Annotated in this window: 18 protein-coding genes; 11 read left to right on the top strand and 7 right to left on the bottom strand. The window is 75.4% G+C overall.

The annotated features are described in order from the left end of the window. Positions 1 to 38 precede the first annotated feature (38 nt). Positions 39 to 1,196, bottom strand: coding sequence for an MFS transporter (locus HNR61_RS36020; protein ID WP_182847612.1), 1,158 nt, complete (start codon positions 1,194 to 1,196; stop codon positions 39 to 41). A gap of 93 nt (positions 1,197 to 1,289) precedes the next feature. Here HNR61_RS36020 and HNR61_RS36015 point away from each other — a divergent pair, with 93 nt between their 5' ends. Then, positions 1,290 to 2,162, top strand: coding sequence for a LysR family transcriptional regulator (locus tag HNR61_RS36015; protein WP_312898266.1), 873 nt, complete (start codon positions 1,290 to 1,292; stop codon positions 2,160 to 2,162). Positions 2,163 to 2,210: 48 nt separating this feature from the next. Here the strand turns inward: HNR61_RS36015 and HNR61_RS36010 are convergent, their stop codons facing one another. Next, a complete protein-coding gene (locus tag HNR61_RS36010) occupies positions 2,211 to 3,404 on the bottom strand; it encodes an MFS transporter (protein WP_182847610.1) in 1,194 nt (397 codons plus the stop codon). A 131-nt stretch (positions 3,405 to 3,535) separates the two neighbouring features. Between HNR61_RS36010 and HNR61_RS36005 the strand changes: the two genes are divergently transcribed. Next, complete coding sequence (locus HNR61_RS36005; protein ID WP_182847609.1) at positions 3,536 to 3,994, top strand: MarR family winged helix-turn-helix transcriptional regulator; 459 nt, start codon at positions 3,536 to 3,538, stop codon at positions 3,992 to 3,994. A 947-nt stretch (positions 3,995 to 4,941) separates the two neighbouring features. Here HNR61_RS36005 and HNR61_RS36000 read toward each other — a convergent pair. Both HNR61_RS36000 and HNR61_RS35995 read right to left on the bottom strand, forming a co-directional pair. Beyond that, positions 4,942 to 5,967: a PepSY domain-containing protein gene (locus tag HNR61_RS36000; protein ID WP_182847608.1), complete on the bottom strand. Its 1,026-nt coding sequence runs from the start codon at positions 5,965 to 5,967 to the stop codon at positions 4,942 to 4,944. Positions 5,968 to 6,146: 179 nt separating this feature from the next. After that, positions 6,147 to 6,848 (bottom strand): PepSY domain-containing protein, encoded by a 702-nt coding sequence (locus HNR61_RS35995; protein ID WP_182847607.1) that lies wholly within the window; start codon positions 6,846 to 6,848, stop codon positions 6,147 to 6,149. A 116-nt stretch (positions 6,849 to 6,964) separates the two neighbouring features. On the opposite strand from HNR61_RS35995, the gene HNR61_RS35990 reads away from it, so the two are divergent. The 3 genes from HNR61_RS35990 to HNR61_RS35980 all read left to right on the top strand — a co-directional run bounded on the left by HNR61_RS35990 (position 6,965) and on the right by HNR61_RS35980 (position 9,957). After that, positions 6,965 to 7,657 (top strand): response regulator transcription factor, encoded by a 693-nt coding sequence (locus tag HNR61_RS35990; protein WP_182847606.1) that lies wholly within the window; start codon positions 6,965 to 6,967, stop codon positions 7,655 to 7,657. Next, a complete protein-coding gene (locus HNR61_RS35985; RefSeq protein WP_182847605.1) occupies positions 7,657 to 8,979 on the top strand; it encodes a sensor histidine kinase in 1,323 nt (440 codons plus the stop codon). Before HNR61_RS35990 ends, HNR61_RS35985 begins: the two co-directional genes overlap by 1 nt. A gap of 144 nt (positions 8,980 to 9,123) precedes the next feature. After that, on the top strand, positions 9,124 to 9,957 hold the full coding sequence (locus tag HNR61_RS35980) for an NAD-dependent epimerase/dehydratase family protein (RefSeq protein WP_182847604.1): 834 nt from the start codon (positions 9,124 to 9,126) through the stop codon (positions 9,955 to 9,957). A 31-nt stretch (positions 9,958 to 9,988) separates the two neighbouring features. Here HNR61_RS35980 and HNR61_RS35975 read toward each other — a convergent pair whose 3' ends face one another. Then, the gene (locus HNR61_RS35975; protein WP_182847603.1) at positions 9,989 to 11,368 is read right to left on the bottom strand and encodes a cytochrome P450; all 1,380 of its coding nucleotides are present in this window, start codon (positions 11,366 to 11,368) and stop codon (positions 9,989 to 9,991) included. Between the two features lie 156 nt (positions 11,369 to 11,524). Between HNR61_RS35975 and HNR61_RS35970 the strand changes: the two genes are divergently transcribed. From HNR61_RS35970 to HNR61_RS35960, 3 genes are read left to right on the top strand one after another with little or no spacing between them, the layout of a single operon-like run. Further along, a complete protein-coding gene (locus HNR61_RS35970) occupies positions 11,525 to 11,971 on the top strand; it encodes a hypothetical protein (RefSeq protein ID WP_182847602.1) in 447 nt (148 codons plus the stop codon). Further along, positions 11,971 to 13,206, top strand: coding sequence for a sensor histidine kinase (locus tag HNR61_RS35965; protein WP_182847601.1), 1,236 nt, complete (start codon positions 11,971 to 11,973; stop codon positions 13,204 to 13,206). Before HNR61_RS35970 ends, HNR61_RS35965 begins: the two co-directional genes overlap by 1 nt. Before the next feature lie 8 nt (positions 13,207 to 13,214). Continuing rightward, positions 13,215 to 13,868 carry a LuxR C-terminal-related transcriptional regulator gene (locus tag HNR61_RS35960; protein ID WP_182847702.1) on the top strand — a complete coding sequence of 218 codons (654 nt, stop codon included), beginning with the start codon at positions 13,215 to 13,217 and terminating at the stop codon, positions 13,866 to 13,868. 48 nt (positions 13,869 to 13,916) lie between these two features. Here HNR61_RS35960 and HNR61_RS35955 read toward each other — a convergent pair whose 3' ends face one another. Together HNR61_RS35955 and HNR61_RS35950 are read right to left on the bottom strand one after the other, a co-directional pair. Continuing rightward, the gene (locus HNR61_RS35955; protein ID WP_182847600.1) at positions 13,917 to 15,023 is read right to left on the bottom strand and encodes a winged helix DNA-binding domain-containing protein; all 1,107 of its coding nucleotides are present in this window, start codon (positions 15,021 to 15,023) and stop codon (positions 13,917 to 13,919) included. Beyond that, positions 15,013 to 15,651 carry a TetR/AcrR family transcriptional regulator gene (locus HNR61_RS35950; RefSeq protein ID WP_246444504.1) on the bottom strand — a complete coding sequence of 213 codons (639 nt, stop codon included), beginning with the start codon at positions 15,649 to 15,651 and terminating at the stop codon, positions 15,013 to 15,015. The genes HNR61_RS35955 and HNR61_RS35950 overlap by 11 nt, the downstream gene beginning before the upstream one ends. A 136-nt stretch (positions 15,652 to 15,787) precedes the next feature. Here HNR61_RS35950 and HNR61_RS35945 point away from each other — a divergent pair, with 136 nt between their 5' ends. The 3 genes from HNR61_RS35945 to HNR61_RS35935 are packed head-to-tail and all read left to right on the top strand — an operon-like array spanning position 15,788 to position 18,170. Continuing rightward, the gene (locus HNR61_RS35945; RefSeq protein WP_182847599.1) at positions 15,788 to 16,618 is read left to right on the top strand and encodes a class I SAM-dependent methyltransferase; all 831 of its coding nucleotides are present in this window, start codon (positions 15,788 to 15,790) and stop codon (positions 16,616 to 16,618) included. Further along, positions 16,615 to 17,568, top strand: coding sequence for a saccharopine dehydrogenase family protein (locus HNR61_RS35940; RefSeq protein WP_182847598.1), 954 nt, complete (start codon positions 16,615 to 16,617; stop codon positions 17,566 to 17,568). The genes HNR61_RS35945 and HNR61_RS35940 overlap by 4 nt, the downstream gene beginning before the upstream one ends. Further along, on the top strand, positions 17,568 to 18,170 hold the full coding sequence (locus HNR61_RS35935; protein ID WP_182847597.1) for a TetR/AcrR family transcriptional regulator: 603 nt from the start codon (positions 17,568 to 17,570) through the stop codon (positions 18,168 to 18,170). The genes HNR61_RS35940 and HNR61_RS35935 overlap by 1 nt, the downstream gene beginning before the upstream one ends. Positions 18,171 to 18,191 lie beyond the last annotated feature (21 nt).

Raw genomic sequence — 18,191 nt, 5'->3', positions numbered from 1 at the left:
TCTGAGAACTTCTCAGCCGGACGGAAGCGTAAACACCGTCAACGTAGGGCGTTGCGCGCGATCCCGGCGGCCACCGCCGCGGCGGCGGCCAGGGCCGCGGCGGTCCACAGCACGGCGGTGACGCCCGCGCCGTCCACGACGCGCCCGCCGACCAGCGCGCCCAGGGAGATGGCGACGTTGAACGCGGCGACGAACAGCGCCGCCCCCGCCTCGGGGGCCCACGGCACGGCCCGCGTCATCCAGGTCTGGAGCGTCACCGACACCCCGCCGTAGGCCAGCCCCCAGGCGATCAGCGCGCCGACGCCGCCGACCGGCAGCAGCGCCACCGACGCGGCGACCGCCAGCCCGAGCACCAGGGCGGTGCGGCGCGGGTCGCGGGCCGCGCCCGCCCCGCCCGCGAAGTTGCCGAGCACCCCCGCGACGCCGTAGGCCAGCAGCAGGGCGCTGACCAGGTGCGGGGCGACGTGCGCGACGTCCTCCAGCGCCGGGCGCACGTAGGTGAACGCCGCGAAGTGCGCGACGACCAGCAGGACCGTGACGGCCAGCCCGGCGCGGACGCCGCGTTCCCGCAGCAGCGCCGGGACCTCGCCGGGCCGCACGCCCTGCGCCGCCGGAAGCGGCGGCAGCAGCACCGCCGACGCCAGCAGCACCAGCAGGGACAGCACGGCCAGCGCCCCGAACGCGGCCCGCCAGCCCGCCGCCTCCCCGACCAGCGTGCCCGCCGGGACGCCGAGGACCGACGCGACCGCGATGCCGCTGAACACCAGGGAGGTGGCGGTCCCGGCGGAGCGCTCGGGGACCAGCCGGACGGCGACCCCGGCGGCGATCGCCCACACGCCGCCGATCGCGACGCCGACCAGCACGCGGGCGGTCAGCAGCACCCAGAACGCGGGCGCGACCGCCGACAGCAGGTTGGCGGCGGTGAGCAGCGCGACCAGGGCGAGCAGCACCGTGCGGCGGTCGCGGCGCCCGGCGGCGACCGTCAGGGCGGGGGCGGCCACCGCCGCGACCAGGCCCGGAACGGTCATGGTGAGCCCCGCCGTGCCCGCCGAGACGGAGAAGCCCCGCTCCACGGCCGGCAGCAGGCCCACCGGCACCATCTCGGTCGTCACCACCGTGAACGTCCCGGTCGCCACCGCGCCGACGGCGGGCCAGGACGGGCGTTCGGTCTTCGTCGTCCTCGTGGTCACCTTCATGGTCACCGAGCGTGCGGGGGCCGCGCCGCCGGAACAACGGCGAACCCCGCATCCTTGGATCAGCTGGGCTCATCGATGCAGGAAGGGGCCGCTGTGGAGATCCGCGAACTGGAGTGCTTCCTCGTGCTGAGCGAGGAGCTGCACTTCGGCCGCGCCGCCGACCGGCTCTACGTGTCGCAGAGCCGGGTGAGCCAGCTCCTGCGGTCGCTGGAGAGCCGGGTCGGGGGGCGGCTGGTGGAGCGCACGAGCCGGCGGGTGCGGCTGACACCGCTGGGCGAACGCTTCCTGGCGGACCTGCGCCCGGCCTACGGCGCGCTGCGCGAGGCGTTCGAGCGGGCGCGGGCCGACGCGCGCGGGGTCGACGGGGTGCTGCGGCTGGGGTTCGCCGGGACGTTGAGCGAACGCCTGCTGGACGCGGTCGCGGCGTTCCGGGACGAGCACCCCGGATGCGAGGTCGAGGTGACGGAGCTGCCGCTGTCGGACCCGTTCGGGGCGGTGCGGCGGGCCGAGGTGGACGCGGCGATCGTGCTGACGCCCGTCCGGGAGCCGGACCTGGCGGCGGGGCCGGTGTTCTCGGTGGAGCCGGTGACGCTGGTGGTGTCGGCGCGGCACCCGTTCGCGGCGCGGGCCGCGGTGCGGGCGGAGGACCTGGCCGGCTGCCCGGTGGTCGGCCTCGCCGACCCGGCCCCGCGCTACTGGCGGGAGGCGCAGTCCCCCGCCGCGACGCCGGACGGCCGCCCGATCCCGCGCGGGCCGGTGGTGGCGACGTTGCAGGAGGGCCTGACGATGGCGGCGGTCGGCCGCGGCGGCATGCTCATGTGCGCCGCCACGGCCCGCCACCACCGGCGCGCGGACCTGGCGGCCGTCCCGGTGGAGGGCCTGCCGCCGTCGTCGCTCACGCTGGTCTGGCTCCCCGCCAACCGGACCGCGCGCCTGGACGCGTTCGCCCGCGTCCTCACCGGCTGAGGCGGGCCCTCCGGAAAACGGCGAACCGCCCGGTTCGGAACGAAAGGCTCAGCCGACCTCGGCCAGCTCGCGTCCCGGGGTGGCGGCCCGGGACGCGGCGGGACGGCGGTCGAGGACCGCCGCCAGCAGCGCCAGCAGCAGGGCCGATCCCGACAGCAGCGCGCCGACCCAGTTGGGGGAGGTGTAGCCGAGGTTCGCGGCGATCGTGACGCCGCCGAGCCAGGCCGCCAGGGCGTTGCCGAGGTTGAACGCACCGATGTTCACGGCCGAGGCCATGGTGGGCGCGGCCGACGCCTGGTCCAGGATGCGCTTCTGCAGCGGCGGGACGGTCGCGAAGCCCAGCGCGCCGACCAGGAACAGCGTCACGGCGGCGGCGACCTTGTCGTGCGCGGTGAAGGTGAACAGGCCCAGCGCCACGGTCACGCCGCCGAGCGTGGCGATCAGGAACGGCATCAGGTGGCGGTCGGCGTAGCGGCCGCCGACCAGGTTCCCGGCGACCATGCCGAGGCCGAGCAGGACCAGCATCCAGGACACCGCGCCGGGCGCGAACCCGGTGACCTCGGTCAGCATCGGCGCGATGTAGGTGATCGCGGCGAACACGCCGCCGAAGCCGAGCACGGTCATGCCGAGGGCGAGCAGGACCTGGACGTTGCCGAACGCGGCCAGCTCGTGCCGGATCCGCACGCTGGTGTCGCGCGGCTGCGCGGGGACCAGCCTGGCGACGCCGAGCAGGCCGAGCACGCCGAGGCCCGCGACGATCGCGAACGTGACGCGCCATCCGGCGTGCTGCCCGACCAGGGTGCCGAACGGGACGCCGACCACGTTGGCGACGGTCAGCCCGGTGAACATCAGCGAGATCGCGGCGGCCCGGCGGTGCGGGGCGACCAGGTCGGCGGCCACGACCGCGCCGATCCCGAAGAACGCGCCATGGTTGAACGAGGCGACGATCCGCCCGGCCAGCATGACCTCGAACGTCGGGGCGACGGCCGACAGCGCGTTGCCCGCGATGAACAGGCCCATCAGCAGCATCAGCATGCGCTTGCGGGTGATCCTGGTGCCCAGGACCGTCATGAGCGGCGCGCCCGCCACCACGCCGAGGGCGTAGCCGGAGACCAGCCATCCGGCGGTGGGGATCGAGACGCCGAAGTCGGCAGCAACCTCGGGCAGCAGCCCCATGATCACGAATTCGGTGGTGCCGATGCCGAAGGCCCCGATCGCCAGGGCCAGCAGTGCCAGCGGCATGGGAGCGTCCCCCTCAGGTGTTGCGTGCAGCGATAACAAGCGTCGACAATAGTTGCACGCGACGATGATTGCAAGCGCGCCATATTTCGGGCGACGAGTATCCTGGGGACGCACCGAGGAGAGGACCGGCCGTGACCGCCACAGATCCCGCGATGACCGCGCTCGCGCAGGGTTGGAGCGCGCTGTCCCTGCTGCACGACCGGATCGAGTCGCACATCGAACGCGCCCTCCAGGCCGGGCACGGCCTGAGCGTGCGCGAGTACTCCCTGCTGGAGGTGCTCAGCCGCCAGCACGACGGCGAGGGCGGCCACCTGCAGATGCACCAGGTCGCGCACGCCGTCGCACTGAGCAAGAGCGCCACCACCCGCCTGGTGACGCGGCTGGAGGACCGGGGACTGCTCCAGCGCTACCTGTGCCCGACCGACCGGCGCGGCATCTACACCGACGTGACCGAGGCCGGAGCGAAACTGCTGGCCGAAGCCCGCCCCACGAACGAGCGGGCACTGCGCGAGGCCCTAGACCAGGCCGCCGAAGACCCCGAACTGGCCCCGCTGGCACGGGCCGTCGAGGACCTGAACCTGGTCTCCTGAGCCGCGTTCCAAAGCCCTGGTCCACACCCCCGAGGTGGGGGATGCGCAGGTGAGGGACCTAAGGCGAAGCCCTACGAGGGGATGTGGACGCAGGCTCTACGCCGGGGTGGCCAGGAACGACCGTGGGCGTAGGGGCGGAGCCCCACAAAGGGGGCGGTGGGGCAGCGCCCCTACCAAAGCATGGGCGGAGCCCTGCCGGAGCCGTAGGAGCAGCGTCCCTGCCGGGGCGTGGGCCAGAGCCCTGCCAGGGGGCGTGGGGGCGGATACCCCCTATCGGGGTGTGGGGCAGAGCCCCCGCCGGGGCGTGAGGGCAAAGCCCCCGCCGGGGTTGCGGGGGCAACGCCCGCGCCGGGGTTGTAGGGGGCGGAGTCCCCTGCCGGGGCGTAGGGCGGAACCCTGTCGGGGTTGCCGGGGCAGCGTCGGCGTCGGGGTTGTAGGGGCGGAGCCCCTGCCGGGGTGTGGGGCGGAGCCCTGCCGGGGGTGTGGGGGCAGGGCCCCTGCCGGGGGTGTGGGGGCGGAGCCACCGCCGGGGGTCCAAGGGGGCTGGCCCCTTTGCCAGGGTTCGCAGCACGACGGGAAGCGGAGCCCTGGCGGAGTCTTCCCGGCGTGCGCGGGCCCGATGTGGGGGTTTGGGGGGACGGTCCCCCCAAGGCCAACACAGCCGCTTTCGCTAAGCCCTCCCCACAGACCCCCAGCAATATCGGGGGTTTACACCTGACCGGAAACCCCAACCCCCAAGACCCCAACCCCCGCTTTCGCCAAACCTCCCTCACAGGCCCTAAACCCCAGGGGGTCTACACGTCCTCAACAGCCTCAGTTCGCCAAAACCCCCGACACCCACTTTCGCCGCAGAAAACCACAGACCCCAGCAACACCAAGGGTCCACACAAACCCAAACCCCACCCCGAGCCCGCTTCAAGAGCGGCCAGCGGCCAGCGGCCAGCCGATTAAGCGACAACCCCGCCGGTGGCCGGATCGACGGTCAGCTCGCGCTTGTCCCCGTCCGTCTCGACCACCTCCACGCGCCAGACGTGGACGCCGCGCCTGCGGTCCAGGTCCACCGACACGACCATGCCGGGGGCGGTCCTCGGCGCGTCCGCGGCGATCCGCCCGGCGTCGGCGCCCGCCGTCCGCAGCGTCTTCGCCCTGGCCGCGTCGTCGTCCCGGTCCGAGGTGTCCGGGTGCACGCCGAGGAGCGCGGCGTCGTGCGCGTCCAGGCGCACCTGACGCCAGGTGCCGTCGGTGGCCAGCACCTCGGCCTCCCAGACGAAGCGGTCCTCGTCCGCGTCCAGGTCCAGTCCCGCGACCCGGCCCGGGACGGCCCGTGACGCGGCCTCGGCGGCCTGCCGGGCGGTGATCCGCGCGGTCGCCGCGCTCATCCCGACGGGCGCGCTGCTGCGCCGGGCGCCGGGCATGATCATGGCCGGGGGCACGACCGCGCCGGTGGCGGCGTCCACCAGGACCTTCCGGTCCGCGCCGCCCGGACCGGCCACCGTCACCTCCCAGAGCGGCCGGCCGTTCCGGTCGCCGAGGGCCACGCCCACGACGGCGCCGGGACTCCGCCGGGACGCGACGGCCGCCGCCCGCGCGGCGGTCACCTCGGCCGTCCGCACCGTCCCGGTCCGTTCGTTCCCGGCGTGGACGTCCCTGCGGTCGGCGTGGATCCGGCCGTCGGAGCCGCCGAGCAGGACCTCGTGCCAGGCGCCGTCGGCGGCCAGCACGTCGGCCTCCCAGACCGCCCGGCCGTCCTCGTCGTCCACCGCCAGCACGGCGATCCGGCCCGGAACGGCCTTCAGGATCGCGGCGGCGGCCCGGTCGGCGGGGATCTCCGCCGGTGCGGCGGACATCAGGTGCGTCCGGGTGAGCGCGGGCGTCCCGGATCCGGACGCGTTCCGCGCCCTGTGCGGCGCGCCGCAACCCGTCACGGTCCCGGCGACGGCCAGCGCGGCCAGCACGGCCACGACGGCGGCCACCGGAAGGCGCCCCTGCGTCCGGCATCCCATCGGTCCCCCCGAGGTCTTACGAAGGGGTCTATTCCCAGCAAAAACCCGCAGGTCACTCGGGCGATGGCAAAGTCCGTCAAGCGCATCCAAAGACGCGAACGCCCGCCGGACGTCCGGCGGGCGTTCGGGGGCGTTCGGCGGACGCTCGATCAGTCGTCGTCGGCGGTGTCGTCGGCGGTGTCGTCGGCGGTGTCATCGGCGGTGTCATCGGCGTCGTTCCGGTCGTCCTCGCGGTCGGTGACGTTCGCGGTGACCTTGCCGGTGGCCGCGTCCACGGTCACCTCGCGCTCCTCACCGTTCCGACCGGCGACCTCGACGTCCCAGGACGAGCCGTTCCCCGCCCGCTCGAAGTCCACCGAGACCACGGTCCCGGGCGCGGCCTTCAACGCGTTCGCGGCGGCCTGCGCGGCGGTGACCCGGGTCCCATCCAGCGCCTTCGCCTCAGCGGCGTCGTCCCGGCCGTCGTTCTCGTCACCCTGATCATCGCTCTGGTCGCCCTGGTCGCCCTGGTCGCCCTGGTCGCCCTGGTCGGGCGCGGCCTTGACGTTCCCCAGGACCCTGGCGTCGCCGCCGTCGATCCGCACCTCGTGCCAGGCGCCGTCGGCGGCCAGCACGTCGGCCTCCCAGACCGCCCGGCCGTCCTCGTCGTCCAGGTCCAGCTCGGCGACCCGCCCAGGGGCCGCCTTCAGGGCCGCGGCGGCGGCCTGCTCGGCGGTCACCTTCGCGGCGGGCGCGCGGTCGTCGCGGCCGTCGTCCCGCGCGGCGAGCGCGGTGGTGGCCCCGCCCGCGGCCAGCAGGGTTCCGGCGGCGACGGTCACGAGCAGGCGACGACCGGTCAGTGCGGGCTTCATGCGTTACTCCCTCGATGGTTCTTCTTCGACCGACGTCCCTCACCATCCCCGGCGATCCTGAGGCGCGCCTGAAGCGGGCTGAAGAACGCTTCAGGTCGGTCTGGAACCCTGGACCCATGCGTCTGCTGATCGTCGAGGACGAGCGCCGGCTCGCCGCCACGCTCGCCAAGGGCCTGGTGGCCGAGGGTTTCGCGGTGGACGTCGCGCACGACGGGAACACGGGGCTCGACCTGGCGTTCGAGCACGACTACGACCTGGTCCTGCTGGACATCATGCTGCCGGGCCGCAACGGCTACCGCGTGTGCGCCGATCTGCGGGCCGCCGGGATCGACGTCCCGATCCTCATGCTGACCGCCAAGGACGGCGAGTACGACGAGGCCGAGGGCCTGGACACCGGCGCCGACGACTACCTGACCAAGCCGTTCTCCTACGTGGTACTGCTGGCCCGGGTCCGGGCGCTGCTGCGCCGCCGCACCCGGGGCGGCGACCCGGTGATCACGGTGGGGGACCTGCGGGTGGACCCGGCCGCGCGGCGGGTGTGGCGGGGCGACACCGAGGTCGAGCTGACCGCGAAGGAGTTCGCGGTGCTGGAGCACCTGGCGGTCAACGCGGGCCGGGTCGTGTCGAAGGCGCAGATCATCGAGCACGTGTGGGACGCGGCCTACGACGGCGACCCCAACATCGTCGAGGTGTACGTCAGCGCGCTGCGCCGCAAACTGGACGCGCCGTTCGGGCTCCGGTCGATCGAGACCGCGCGGGGCCTCGGCTACCGGCTGGCGGCCGCTCCCCCGGCGCGCGGGGGCCGCTGATGCTCGGTTCGGTGCGCGCCCGCACGACGCTCGCGGCCACGGCGGTGGTGGCGGTCGCGCTGGTGGCGGTCGGGGTCGCGGTGGTGTGGCTGCTCCAGGCCGAGCTGACGCGGAACGCGGCGGTGCGGGCCGAGGTCGCGGCGCGGGAGGTCGCCACGCGGATCGCGGCGGGGACCCCGTTCGGCGGGCTGGACCTGCCGGACGCCGACGAGCAGCCCGTCCAGGTCGTGGACGACGACGGGCGGGTGAGGGCGGCGAGCGAGGGTCTGCGGGACGTGACGTTCCCCACGTCCGGTGAGGACGACGACGATCCGGTCCCGTCCACGCGGGTCGTCACGGTCGACGGGAAGGCCGCCGAGTACCGGTTCGCGGCGGTGCGGGCCGAGGCCCCCGACGGCACGGACGTCACCGTCCACGCGGGCGTTCCGCTGGACACCCGGCGGGAGGCGGTCGGCACGGTCCGGGAGGCGATGCTGGTCGGGCTGCCGGTGCTGCTGGCGGTCGTCGCGGCCGTGACCTGGCTGGTCACCCGGCGGGCGCTGCGGCCGGTGGAGGCGATCCGCGGGGAGCTGGCGGAGATCACCGCGGCCGGGGACCTGGCGCGGCGGGTGCCGGTGCCCCGGTCCCGCGACGAGGTGGCGCGGCTGGCGGCCACCACCAACGCGACGCTGGCCGCGCTGGAGCGCTCGGTGGCCCGGCAGCGGGACTTCGTCGCCGACGCCTCGCACGAGCTGCGCAGCCCGATCGCGTCGCTGCGGGCCGAGCTGGAGGTGGCGCAGGCGCATCCGGAGCTGCTGGACGTGGACGGCCTGGCCGACGAGGTCGTGCGGTTGCAGGGGCTGGCCGCCGACCTGCTGCTGCTCGCCCGGCTCGACGCCGGGGACCGGTCCGCCTCCGAACGCGTGGCGCTGGCCGACCTGGTGCGGGGGGCGGCGCGGCCGGGCGTCGCGATGGCGGTGGAGGCCGAACCCGTGGTGCTCGGGTCGCGAACGCGGCTCGAACGCGTCGTGAACAATCTGCTGGACAACGCGGTGCGACACGCCCGGTCGGCCGTTCGCCTGGAGCTGACCTCGGCCGGTGACGCGGCGGTCCTGCGGGTGGTCGACGACGGGAGCGGTGTCGCCCCGGCGGACCGGGAGCGGATCTTCGAACGGTTCGTGCGGCTGGACGAGGCCCGCAGCCGGGACGCCGGTGGCGCGGGGCTCGGGCTGGCCATCGTGCGCGACCTGGTGGAGGCGCACGGCGGCACGGTCGCCGCGCGCGAGGCCCCCGGCGGCGGCGCGGCGATGGAGGTGCGGCTGCCGCTCGCCCGCCCCGAATGAGCGTGATGTGAGTTACCTGGGGGTTCTGGGGGCGACGATCGGTGACCGGGACGGGTCGGCAGGGAACGGAAACGTGGGCCGATACGCGACTATGCTGCCGTCAAGACGACCACAACGACGTGCCAAGTCGCGGAGGTTCCCCCCTTGAAGATCTTTGTTGCCGGAGCGACCGGCGTCGTGGGCCGCCGTCTGGTCCCGTTGCTGGTGGCGGCGGGCCACCAGGTGACGGGCACGACCCGGCGACCCGAGCGCGCGCGGACGCTGGCCGACCAGCGGGCCACGCCGGTCGTCGTGGACGTCATGGACGCCGCGGCGCTGGCCTCGGCCGTCGCCGAGGCGAGCCCCGACGTGATCGTCCACCAGCTCACCGACCTGAGCGACGAGGATTTCGCGGCCAACTCGCGGCTGCGGATCGTCGGCACCCGCAACCTGGTCGACGCCGCCCGCGCGGCGGGCGTGGAGACGATGGTGGCGCAGAGCATCGCGTGGCTGTACCGGCCGGGCGACACCCCGGCGGTGGAGTCCGACCCGCTGGACCCGTCGCTGCCGCCCTACGAGGGCGTGGCCGCCCTGGAGCAGGCCGTCGCGGAGATGCCGCGCGGGGTCGTGCTGCGGTACGGCGCGCTGTACGGCGCGGGCACCTGGTACGCCCCCGACGGCGCGATCGCCGCGCGGGTCCGCAACGGCAGCCTGCGGCGCACCCCGGCGTGGACGTCGTTCGTGCACGCCGACGACGCGGCCGCCGCCGTGCTGACCGCGCTGGACTGGCCCGCCGGCCCGGTGAACATCGTGGACGACGAGCCCGCGACGTCCGCCGAGTGGCTGCCGGTGTACTGCGAGGCCCTCGGCATGCCGACGCCGGGCACCGCGCGGCACGCGGCGGCGACGGGCCGTCCGGCGTCCAACGCCCGCGCCAGGGAGCTGGGCTGGAAGCCGCGCGTCGCGTCCTGGCGGACCGGGTTCTCCCAGCAGGGCTGAGCCCGGACTTCCGCCGGGAACGCTCCCGCCGTCAGGCCGAGGCGGCCGCGTCCGGCACGTCCGCCGTGGCCGGGCGCACGTCGAACCGGAGCCGGAACGGGCTGAGCGTGCGCGGCACCGGCCGCCCTTCCGCCAGGGGCTGACCGGAGGCCAGCCGGAAGTCGTGGTGGTGCAGCAGCGCCCCCAGGAACAGGCTGGTCGTCAGCAGGACCAGGTTGCGGCCGGGGCACTCGGCGGGCCCGGCGCTGAACGGGATCGCCGACCAGTGCGCCTCCGCCGTGCCGTCGCGCCAGGTCTCGGGCGCGAACGCGTCGGCGAACGTCAGGTACTCCTCGTCGCGTTGCAGCGACGGCGTGTGGATCAGCAGCCCCGTCCCGGCGGGCAGGGTGCGTCCATCCCACTCGGTCTCCTCGGTCGTGTCGCGCAGGATCGCCATCGTGGTCGGCCACAGCCGCACCGACTCCAGCACGCAGGCCCGCAGGTACGGCAGGTCCTGGGGAACGGCCAGATCGCCGATCTCGGCGCGGGCCCGGACGGCCTCGCCGGGATGCGCGGCCAGCAGCGCGAGCGCCCGGAACGCGGCCATGCCGGCGGGCTCGAACGCGAACAGCCACTGCGGGACCTGCTGCTCGGGATCGGTGCGCGCGGTGACGGGCGTGCGGGCCATGACCCCGGCCAGGCTGCCGGGCTCGGCGCGGGCGAGGTGGGTGTGGAGGCGCTCCTCGAAGCGGTGGCGCAGCCGGTCGCGGCGGGGATGGGCGAACCCCCAGTTGGCGTTCATCCGCAGCCGGGTCAGCAGGTCGCTGACCTCGTGGTCGTCGCGGGCGGCGTCGCCCAGCACGACCCGCCGGATCACCCGCCACCAGACCCGCCGGAACTCCTCCCACTCCAGCGTCCCGGTGGTCTCCACCCGGCCCAGCAGCTCGGTGGCCTCCTGGTGGACCTTGGCGGCGACCGGCTCGGCGATCCCGGTGTGGATCTCGTGCGGGGTGTCGAGGACCCGCTCGTTGAAGCGGCGGCGGTCGGCGCGGTCGGCCCCCGTGGAGGCGAGGACGCCGTGCGGCTGGAAGTGGGCGAGCGCGCTGCGCTTCTCCCTGTTGGCGGCGGCGAACTCGGGCCCGGTGAGGACCCGCGCGACGTGTTCGGGGGTCAGGACCAGCGCGAACGACCGTCCCGGAATGCTCAGCCGGAGCGGCCCCGGGCCGTGGCGGGCGCGCAGACGCCGCAGCAGCCGCCCCGCCTTCCGGTCGGCGTCCATCCTCTCGGCCAGCGCGACGATCCGCGGCCGGCGCGCGAGGACGCCCCGCGCGAGGGCCGGCGCGAACACGACGGCCCCGACCTTGGCGGTGTCGAGCACCGAGGCCCGCGGAACCGGCGCCCGCCCCGTGACCTTCTGCTGGGCAACGGTCATGATTCCCCCCTTTTCGGTCCCCTCCACCCTGGGCTCTGCCCGTCACACCAGCCTCAAACGTGGGGTGGGGCAAACCGAACCCCCGTTCTCCGTGGCAGCACGATCGACCCGCCGCCCCCGGGACCCGAAGCTGGAGGGGACGAAAGGGGGTGCTCGATGTCACCGAACCGCACGGATCTTCCGGGCCGGGTGGGCTACGCGCTGGTGGCCCTGCCCGCGGGCGTCGTCTCGCTGGCGGGAGGCCGGGCCCAGGTCCGGCTGGTGCGGCGGCTGCTCGGGGTGGAGGCGGGCGGCGCGGCGCGGGGGCGGGTCGCGGCGCACGCGGCGGCGTCGCTGCCGCTCGGGCTCCTGTCCACCGTGGTGACCGGGTACGGCTGGCTGGTCGTGGCGCTGAACCTGCTCTATCCGCTGCGCCCGCTGGTCGGGATGGGCGACGGCTCCTACGAGGACGCCTGGGGCGGACCGACGCTCGCGGGGGCGTGGGCGGTCCACGCGGCGGGCGGCGCGGGCGCGGCGGTGGTGACGGCGCTGCTGGCCCTCGGGTTCGCCCGGCTCCAGGAGCGGCAGGCGCGCCGCGTCCTGCGGGCGGAGAGAATGGGCTGATGGGACGCGCTCCGTTCACGCGGCGGGCCCCGTTCACGCGGCGGGACGGGGCCGAGGCGCTGTACGTGCTCGCCGGGCTGCCGTCGGCGGTGGCCGGGCTGCTCTACGCGGCCGTGGCGGTGGTCGTGGGCGGCGCGCTGTCGGTGACGCGGGTCGGGGGCCCGGCGACGGCGGTGGCGCTGCGCGGGGCGCGGGCGCTCGGGGCGCTGCGGCTGGGCGCGGCGGCGCGGCTGCTGGGCGAGCGGATCGAGCCCGACGCGCGCGGCGGGGCGCGGGCGTTCCTGCACCTGCTGGTGCAACCGCTGGTCACGGCGCTCGGGCTGGCCGCGGTGTACGCCACGTGGCTGTGCGGCGCGGTGCTGCTGACCTACCCGGTGCAGCTCCGGTTCGGCCTGAACGAGATCACCTCGCGGGACGCGTCGGGGACGCCGCGGCACGGGCTGCACGTCGGGGGGCTGTACTTCGACACTCCCGCGTCGAGCCTGGTGGTGGCGGGTTTCGGGCTGGCGCTGCTGGTCGCGGCGCCGTGGGTGGTGCGCGCGGCCGTGCGGGCGGACCTGGCGGCGGCGCGGGCGCTGCTGGGGGTCCGGGCGGAGGACGGGCGGATCCGGGACCTGGAGGAGAGCCGGTCGTTCGCGGTGGAGGACACCGCCGCGACGCTGCGCCGCATCGAACGCGACCTGCACGACGGCGCGCAGGTCCGGCTGGTCGCGCTCACCATGCACCTGGCGATGCTGAGGGAGACGCTGCCCGCCGACGCGCCCGAGGCGGTGCGGGACATGGTGGACGCCGCGCACGGCGACGCCCGCGCCGCCATCGCCGAGCTGCGGGAGCTGGTGCGCGGCATCCATCCGCCGACCCTCGACAAGGGCCTGGACGTGGCGCTGGCGACGCTCGCGGCGCGCAGCCCCGTTCCGGCCGAGATCCGCACCGAGCTGCCGGTGCGCCCGGCGGCGGCCATCGAGTCGATCGCCTACTTCTGCGTCGCGGAGCTGCTGGCCAACGCGGGCAAGCACGCCGCCGCGACCCGCGTCCTGATCGAGGCCGCGCAGCCCGGCGGGACGGGGCTGCGGGTGCGCGTCACCGACGACGGCCGGGGCGGCGCGAGGGTCCGGGCGGGAGGCGGGCTCGCGGGGCTGTCGGACCGGGCGCGTACCGTGGACGGCACCGTGCACGTGGACAGCCCGCCGGGAGGACCCACCGTCGTGACCGTCGTCCTTCCCCTCCGCCCGTGAGCGCGCCGCTGCGCGTCGTGCTGGCGGAGGACGCGGTGATCCTGCGCGAGGGCCTGGCGCAGCTCCTGGCGCTGCGCGGGCACCGGGTGGTGGCCGGGGTCGGGGACGCCGACGGGCTGCGGGCGGCGGTGGCCGAGCACCGGCCGGACGTCGCGGTGATCGACGTCCGGATGCCGCCGGCGTTCGTGGACGAGGGGCTGCGGGCGGCGCTGGACCTGCGGCGCTCGCATCCGGAGGTCGGGCTGCTGCTGTTCTCGCAGTACGTGGAGACGCGCTACGCCCGCGACCTGCTCGCCGGGAACGCCGCCGGGGTCGGCTACCTGCTGAAGGAGCGCGTCTCCGACCTGGACGACTTCGTGGACGCGCTGGCCCGGGTGGCCTCCGGCGGCACCGCGCTGGACCCCGAGGTCGTCGCGCACCTGCTCGGCCCGTCCGGGCGCGATCCGGGGCTGGCGGCGCTGACGCCGCGCGAGCGCGAGGTCCTGGGGCTGATGGCCGAGGGCCGCACCAACGCCGCCACCGCCGCCGCCCTCGTGGTGTCCGAGCGGGCGGTGGAGAAGCACGTGGCGAACATCTTCACCAAGCTCGGCCTCGCCCCGACCGGCACCGGCCACCGCCGCGTGCTGGCCGTGCTGCGCCATCTGGAGGGGCGGGGCCGATGACCTCGCCCGAGGAGACCGCCGGCCGCGGGGAACGCCCGTCCGCGCGGCTCACGGGCTGAACACGACCTCGCGGGCGGTCGCGTCCGGGTAGGCGTCGGCCAGCAGGCGGGTCGCCTCGGCCTCGATCTCCTCGCGGACGGCGGCGGGCACCGGCGCGAACGGCTCGACCCGCAGGGTCGCGACCTTGCGCTTGGCCTCGGCCTTCCACATGCCGTGGACGAAGCCGTCCACCAGGACCGTCGCGCGGATGATGCCGTTGGCGGTGAAGACGCGCCTGCGGTGCTCCTCGGAGATGATCCGGGCGCGGTCGGCGTGGGAGAGGGTCAGGTTGTCGAACTCGGGGACCAGGCGGACCGGGGCGGGCACGCCGGGGTCGGGGCGCGGGGCGTCGGGCAGGTCGTAGAGGGTGCGGCCGTTCTCGTCGGTGAAGGTCACCAGCTTCGGGGCGAGGCGCTCCATCACCTCGCCCAGCCGGGTCACGCCCCACCAGTGCTGGGCGTCCCGCACGGTCGCCGGGCCGAACGCGGCCAGGTAGCGCAGCAGCATCTCCTCGGCCGCGCCCGGCTCGGGGGCGCGGCCGAGCCACTTCTCGACCGTGGTGTGCCGCGCCATGGCGGAGGACCCCCAGACGCCGCGCGGCGTGACCTGCACCAGGTGCAGGCCGCACCGCACGGCGCGCACCAGCGTGTCGGGGGCGACGTCGGGCCAGTGCTCGGCGAGGCGTTCGCGCAGCTCCCTGTCGCTGAGCGGCCCGTCCTCCAGCAGGGGGCGGGCCGTGGCGGCGACGGCGGCGACGTCGAGCCCGGCGGGCAGCGTGCTCTGCGCCGCGCGGTCCAGCAGGGGCTGGGTGAGGGCGCGCCAGGCGAGCGCGTCGCGGGCGCTGACCAGGTGGACCGTGCCGCGCATGAGGACGGTGCGGACGACGCGGCGTTCGGTCATCAGCGCGCCCAGCTCGCCGAAGTCGAAGTCGGTCAGGCGGCTCCACAGCCCGAGGTAGGGCGGGTTGGGCGCCTGGGACTGCATTCCGGCGAGGTGCTCGACCGCGTCGATGACCGGGAGGTCGTGGCGGCGCAGCAGAAGCTGCCGCGCCAGCAGCGCCCGGTTGAGCGCGCGGCGTCCCAGCACCGGTCCGGCGGTGCCCTGTTCAGCCGTCATAGCGCCCCCTCAGTTCGAGCCAGTTGGGAGGGGGGCCGGGGAGCTCCTCCGCTTCTGGCATGTGCAAGGCGTCCAGGATCAAGGTCAGATAGCGGTGTTGCAACCGGTTCATCCGCTCGTCGTCGCCGATGCGGATGGTGTGCAGGTGCTCCAGCAGGACCGAGACGTCGCCGACCTCGATGTCGGGGCGCAGCGCCCCGGCGGCCTTGGTGCGCTCCAGCAGCTCGGTCGTGGCCGCGTGGATCTCCCGGCCCTTGCGGCTCATCTCCTCGGTGACCGGGAAGCTGCCCGCCAGCCGCATGGTCAGCGACCCGGCCCCGATGTCCAGGCAGCGCCGCATGAACCGGGCGAACGCCTCCCACGCGTCCCCCTCCTCGGCCAGGGCGTCCCGGACGACGGACAGGTAGCGGTCCATGCCGTCGTCGGCGAGCCGCTGGAGCAGCTCCTCCTTGCTCTTGTAGCGCCGGTAGAGGGCGCTGATGCCGACGCCCGCGTGCTCGGCGACCGCCGAGATCGGGGCGCCGGGGTCGGCGGTGAACACCGCCCGCGCGGCCTCCTTGATCAGCTCGTCGTTCCGGGCGGCCTGGGCCTTGCGCCCGCTCATGGGCGCCTGCTTCGTGGTCTCCATGTCGCCCATAGTAAGGGAACGAACAATTCCGTTCTACTGCGGAGAGCCAACTTTCTCGCCCCTTGACGGCGGAAGCCCGGCCGGTTCATCATGAACACATGTTCATGAACAGCCGTTCACAGAGGGGGCGTCACCGGTGTCCGAGATCGTGAACACCCACCAGGCCGAGGCATGGAACGGCTACGAGGGCCGTCACTGGGCCGCCCACCACGACCGCTACGACGCCCTGAACGGCGTCTTCAACGACACGCTGTTCGCCGCCGCCGCGATCGGCCCCCGCGACCGCGTGCTCGACATCGGCTGCGGCAACGGGCAGGTCACCCGGCTCGCCGCCCGCCGCGCCCGCGACGGGCACGCCGTCGGCGTGGACCTGTCGGTCCCGATGCTGGACCGCGCCCGCGCGCTGGCCGCCGAGGAGGGGGTGCGCAACGTGGCGTTCGAGCGGGGCGACGCGCAGACGCACCCGTTCGGGGAGGGCGCGTTCGACGTGGCGGTCAGCCGGTTCGGGGTGATGTTCTTCGCCGACCCCGTCGCCGCGTTCGCCAACGTCGCCCGCGCCCTGCGGCCCGGCGGGCGGCTGGCGTTCCTGTGCATGGAACGGCTGGAGGGCAGCGACCTCGGCGCGTTCTTCGCCACGCTGCTGCGGCGGCTGGACGGCGAGCGGAACCCCACCGGCGACGACGGGCAGGGCCCCACGTCGCTGGCCGACCCCGGCCGGGTCCGCTCCCTGCTGGAGGCGGCCGGGTTCACCGGCGTCGTCTCCGAGCGCGTCGAGGCCGACCAGTGCCTGGGGCGGGACCTGGCCGACGCGGCGGAGTTCTTCGCCGGGTGGGGCCCGCTCCGCTTCAACTTCGGCGAGGGCGAGACCGTGGTGGCGGCCGTCGCGGAGGGGCTGCGGCCGTTCGCCCGGCCCGACGGGGTGTGGCTGCGGGGCGCCGCCCGCCTGGTCACGGCGGACCGGCCGTGACGGGACGCGTGCTGGTCATCGGCGGGTACGGCGCGGTCGGCCGGGAGGCGGCGACGGCGCTGGCCGGCCGGTTCGCGGTGACCGTGGCGGGCCGCCACCCGGAGCGGGCCGCCCCGGTCCCCGGCGCCACGGCCCTGCGCCTCGACCTCGGCGACGCCTCCGCCCTGGACGCGGCCCTGGACGGCGCCGACACCGTGCTGATGTGCGTCGACCGGGACAACGCGCGCGTCGCCCGCGCCTGCCTGGAACGCGGCGTGCACTACGTGGACGTGACGGCCTCCCACCCGGTCGTCGCCGAGATCGAGGGGCTGGAGTCGGCGAGGGCCACCGCGCTGCTGAGCGTCGGCCTGGTCCCCGGCGTGACGAACCTGCTGGCCAGGATGTGCGCCGACACCGGCGCCGACGCGATCGACATCGCCGTGCTGCTCGGCACGGGCGAGCGGCACGGCGCGGCGGCGCTCGCCTGGACGCTCGACGCGGTCGCCGGCATCGGCCCGTCCTGGCGGGCGCGGTTCCCGGCCCCCCACGGCACGCGCACGGTGCACCGCTTCCCGTTCTCCGACCAGTACACGCTGCCGCGCACGCTCGGCGTGGCCCGCGCCCGCACCGGCCTGTGCCTGGACTCCCGCGCGCTGACCGCTCTCCTGCCCCGCGCCCGGACCCCGCTGCGCGTCCCCCGCGTCCGCGCGGCCGTCGAGAGGGTCCTCGCCCGCGTGCACACCGGCGGCGACGGGTTCGCGGTCACGGCCACCGGCGGCGGCCGGTCGGTCGCGTTCACCGGCCGCCGCCAGAGCCGCGCCACCGGCCTGGCCGCCGCGCTGGCCGTCGAGCGGCTGCCCGGCCTGCCGCCCGGCGTCCACCACATCGAGGAGGTGATCGACCCGCGCGGGTACCTCGCCGCCCTGACGGACTACGGCTTCACGCTGCACGATCACTACGATGCGGGGTGATGTCACCGAGGAGAGCGGCGGCGCTGGGCGACGACGGACGGAGCCTGCGCGACCACCTGATCACCACCGCCGCCCGTCTGATCGCCGAACGCGGCACGGCGGGCCTGACCGTGCGCGCCATCGCCCGCGAGGCCGGGGTGTCCGACGGAGTGCTGTACAACCACTTCGAGGACAAGGAGGAGCTGCTCGCCCTGGCCCTGCACGCCCACGCGCACGCCGTCGCGGCCGCCCTCGGCGACCCGCCCGCCCCCGGCGCGGGCACGGTCGCGGCGAGCCTGCGCGCCCATCTCGCCCTCGGCCTGGCGCTGCACGAGGGCATCCTGCCCGCCCTGGCGGGCCTGGTCGGCCAGCCGAAGGTCCTGGCCCGCTTCGCGGGCGCGGAGAACGGCGCCCCGCACTGGCGCGACCGCCTGCGCGCCTACCTGGCGGCCGAACGCGACCTCGGCCGCCTGTCCCCGTCCGCCGACGTGGAGGCGGCGACGGCGTTCCTGGTGGGCGTCTGCCACGAGGCGGTCCTGACCCAGATCTTCACGGGCGCCCGCCCCACCCCACCGGACATCGACGCCCTGATCGACACCCTCCTGTCCGGCATCGGCCCCTGACCCCGGGGACACCACGCCCGC

The organism is Actinomadura kijaniata (assembly GCF_014138665.1).
GTDB lineage: Bacteria > Actinomycetota > Actinomycetes > Streptosporangiales > Streptosporangiaceae > Spirillospora > Spirillospora kijaniata.
This window is presented reverse-complemented; position numbering and strand designations above follow the sequence as displayed.

Coding starts and splice junctions, on each gene's coding strand:
- HNR61_RS35955 (WP_182847600.1), bottom strand. CDS start 15,023: ATGACGGCTGAACAGGGCACCGCCGGACCGGTGCTGGGACGCCGCGCG.
- HNR61_RS35995 (WP_182847607.1), bottom strand. CDS start 6,848: ATGAAGCCCGCACTGACCGGTCGTCGCCTGCTCGTGACCGTCGCCGCC.
- HNR61_RS35950 (WP_246444504.1), bottom strand. CDS start 15,651: ATGGAGACCACGAAGCAGGCGCCCATGAGCGGGCGCAAGGCCCAGGCC.
- HNR61_RS36020 (WP_182847612.1), bottom strand. CDS start 1,196: ATGAAGGTGACCACGAGGACGACGAAGACCGAACGCCCGTCCTGGCCC.
- HNR61_RS35975 (WP_182847603.1), bottom strand. CDS start 11,368: ATGACCGTTGCCCAGCAGAAGGTCACGGGGCGGGCGCCGGTTCCGCGG.
- HNR61_RS36010 (WP_182847610.1), bottom strand. CDS start 3,404: ATGCCGCTGGCACTGCTGGCCCTGGCGATCGGGGCCTTCGGCATCGGC.
- HNR61_RS35985 (WP_182847605.1), top strand. CDS start 7,657: ATGCTCGGTTCGGTGCGCGCCCGCACGACGCTCGCGGCCACGGCGGTG.
- HNR61_RS35990 (WP_182847606.1), top strand. CDS start 6,965: ATGCGTCTGCTGATCGTCGAGGACGAGCGCCGGCTCGCCGCCACGCTC.
- HNR61_RS35965 (WP_182847601.1), top strand. CDS start 11,971: ATGGGACGCGCTCCGTTCACGCGGCGGGCCCCGTTCACGCGGCGGGAC.
- HNR61_RS35970 (WP_182847602.1), top strand. CDS start 11,525: ATGTCACCGAACCGCACGGATCTTCCGGGCCGGGTGGGCTACGCGCTG.
- HNR61_RS35935 (WP_182847597.1), top strand. CDS start 17,568: ATGTCACCGAGGAGAGCGGCGGCGCTGGGCGACGACGGACGGAGCCTG.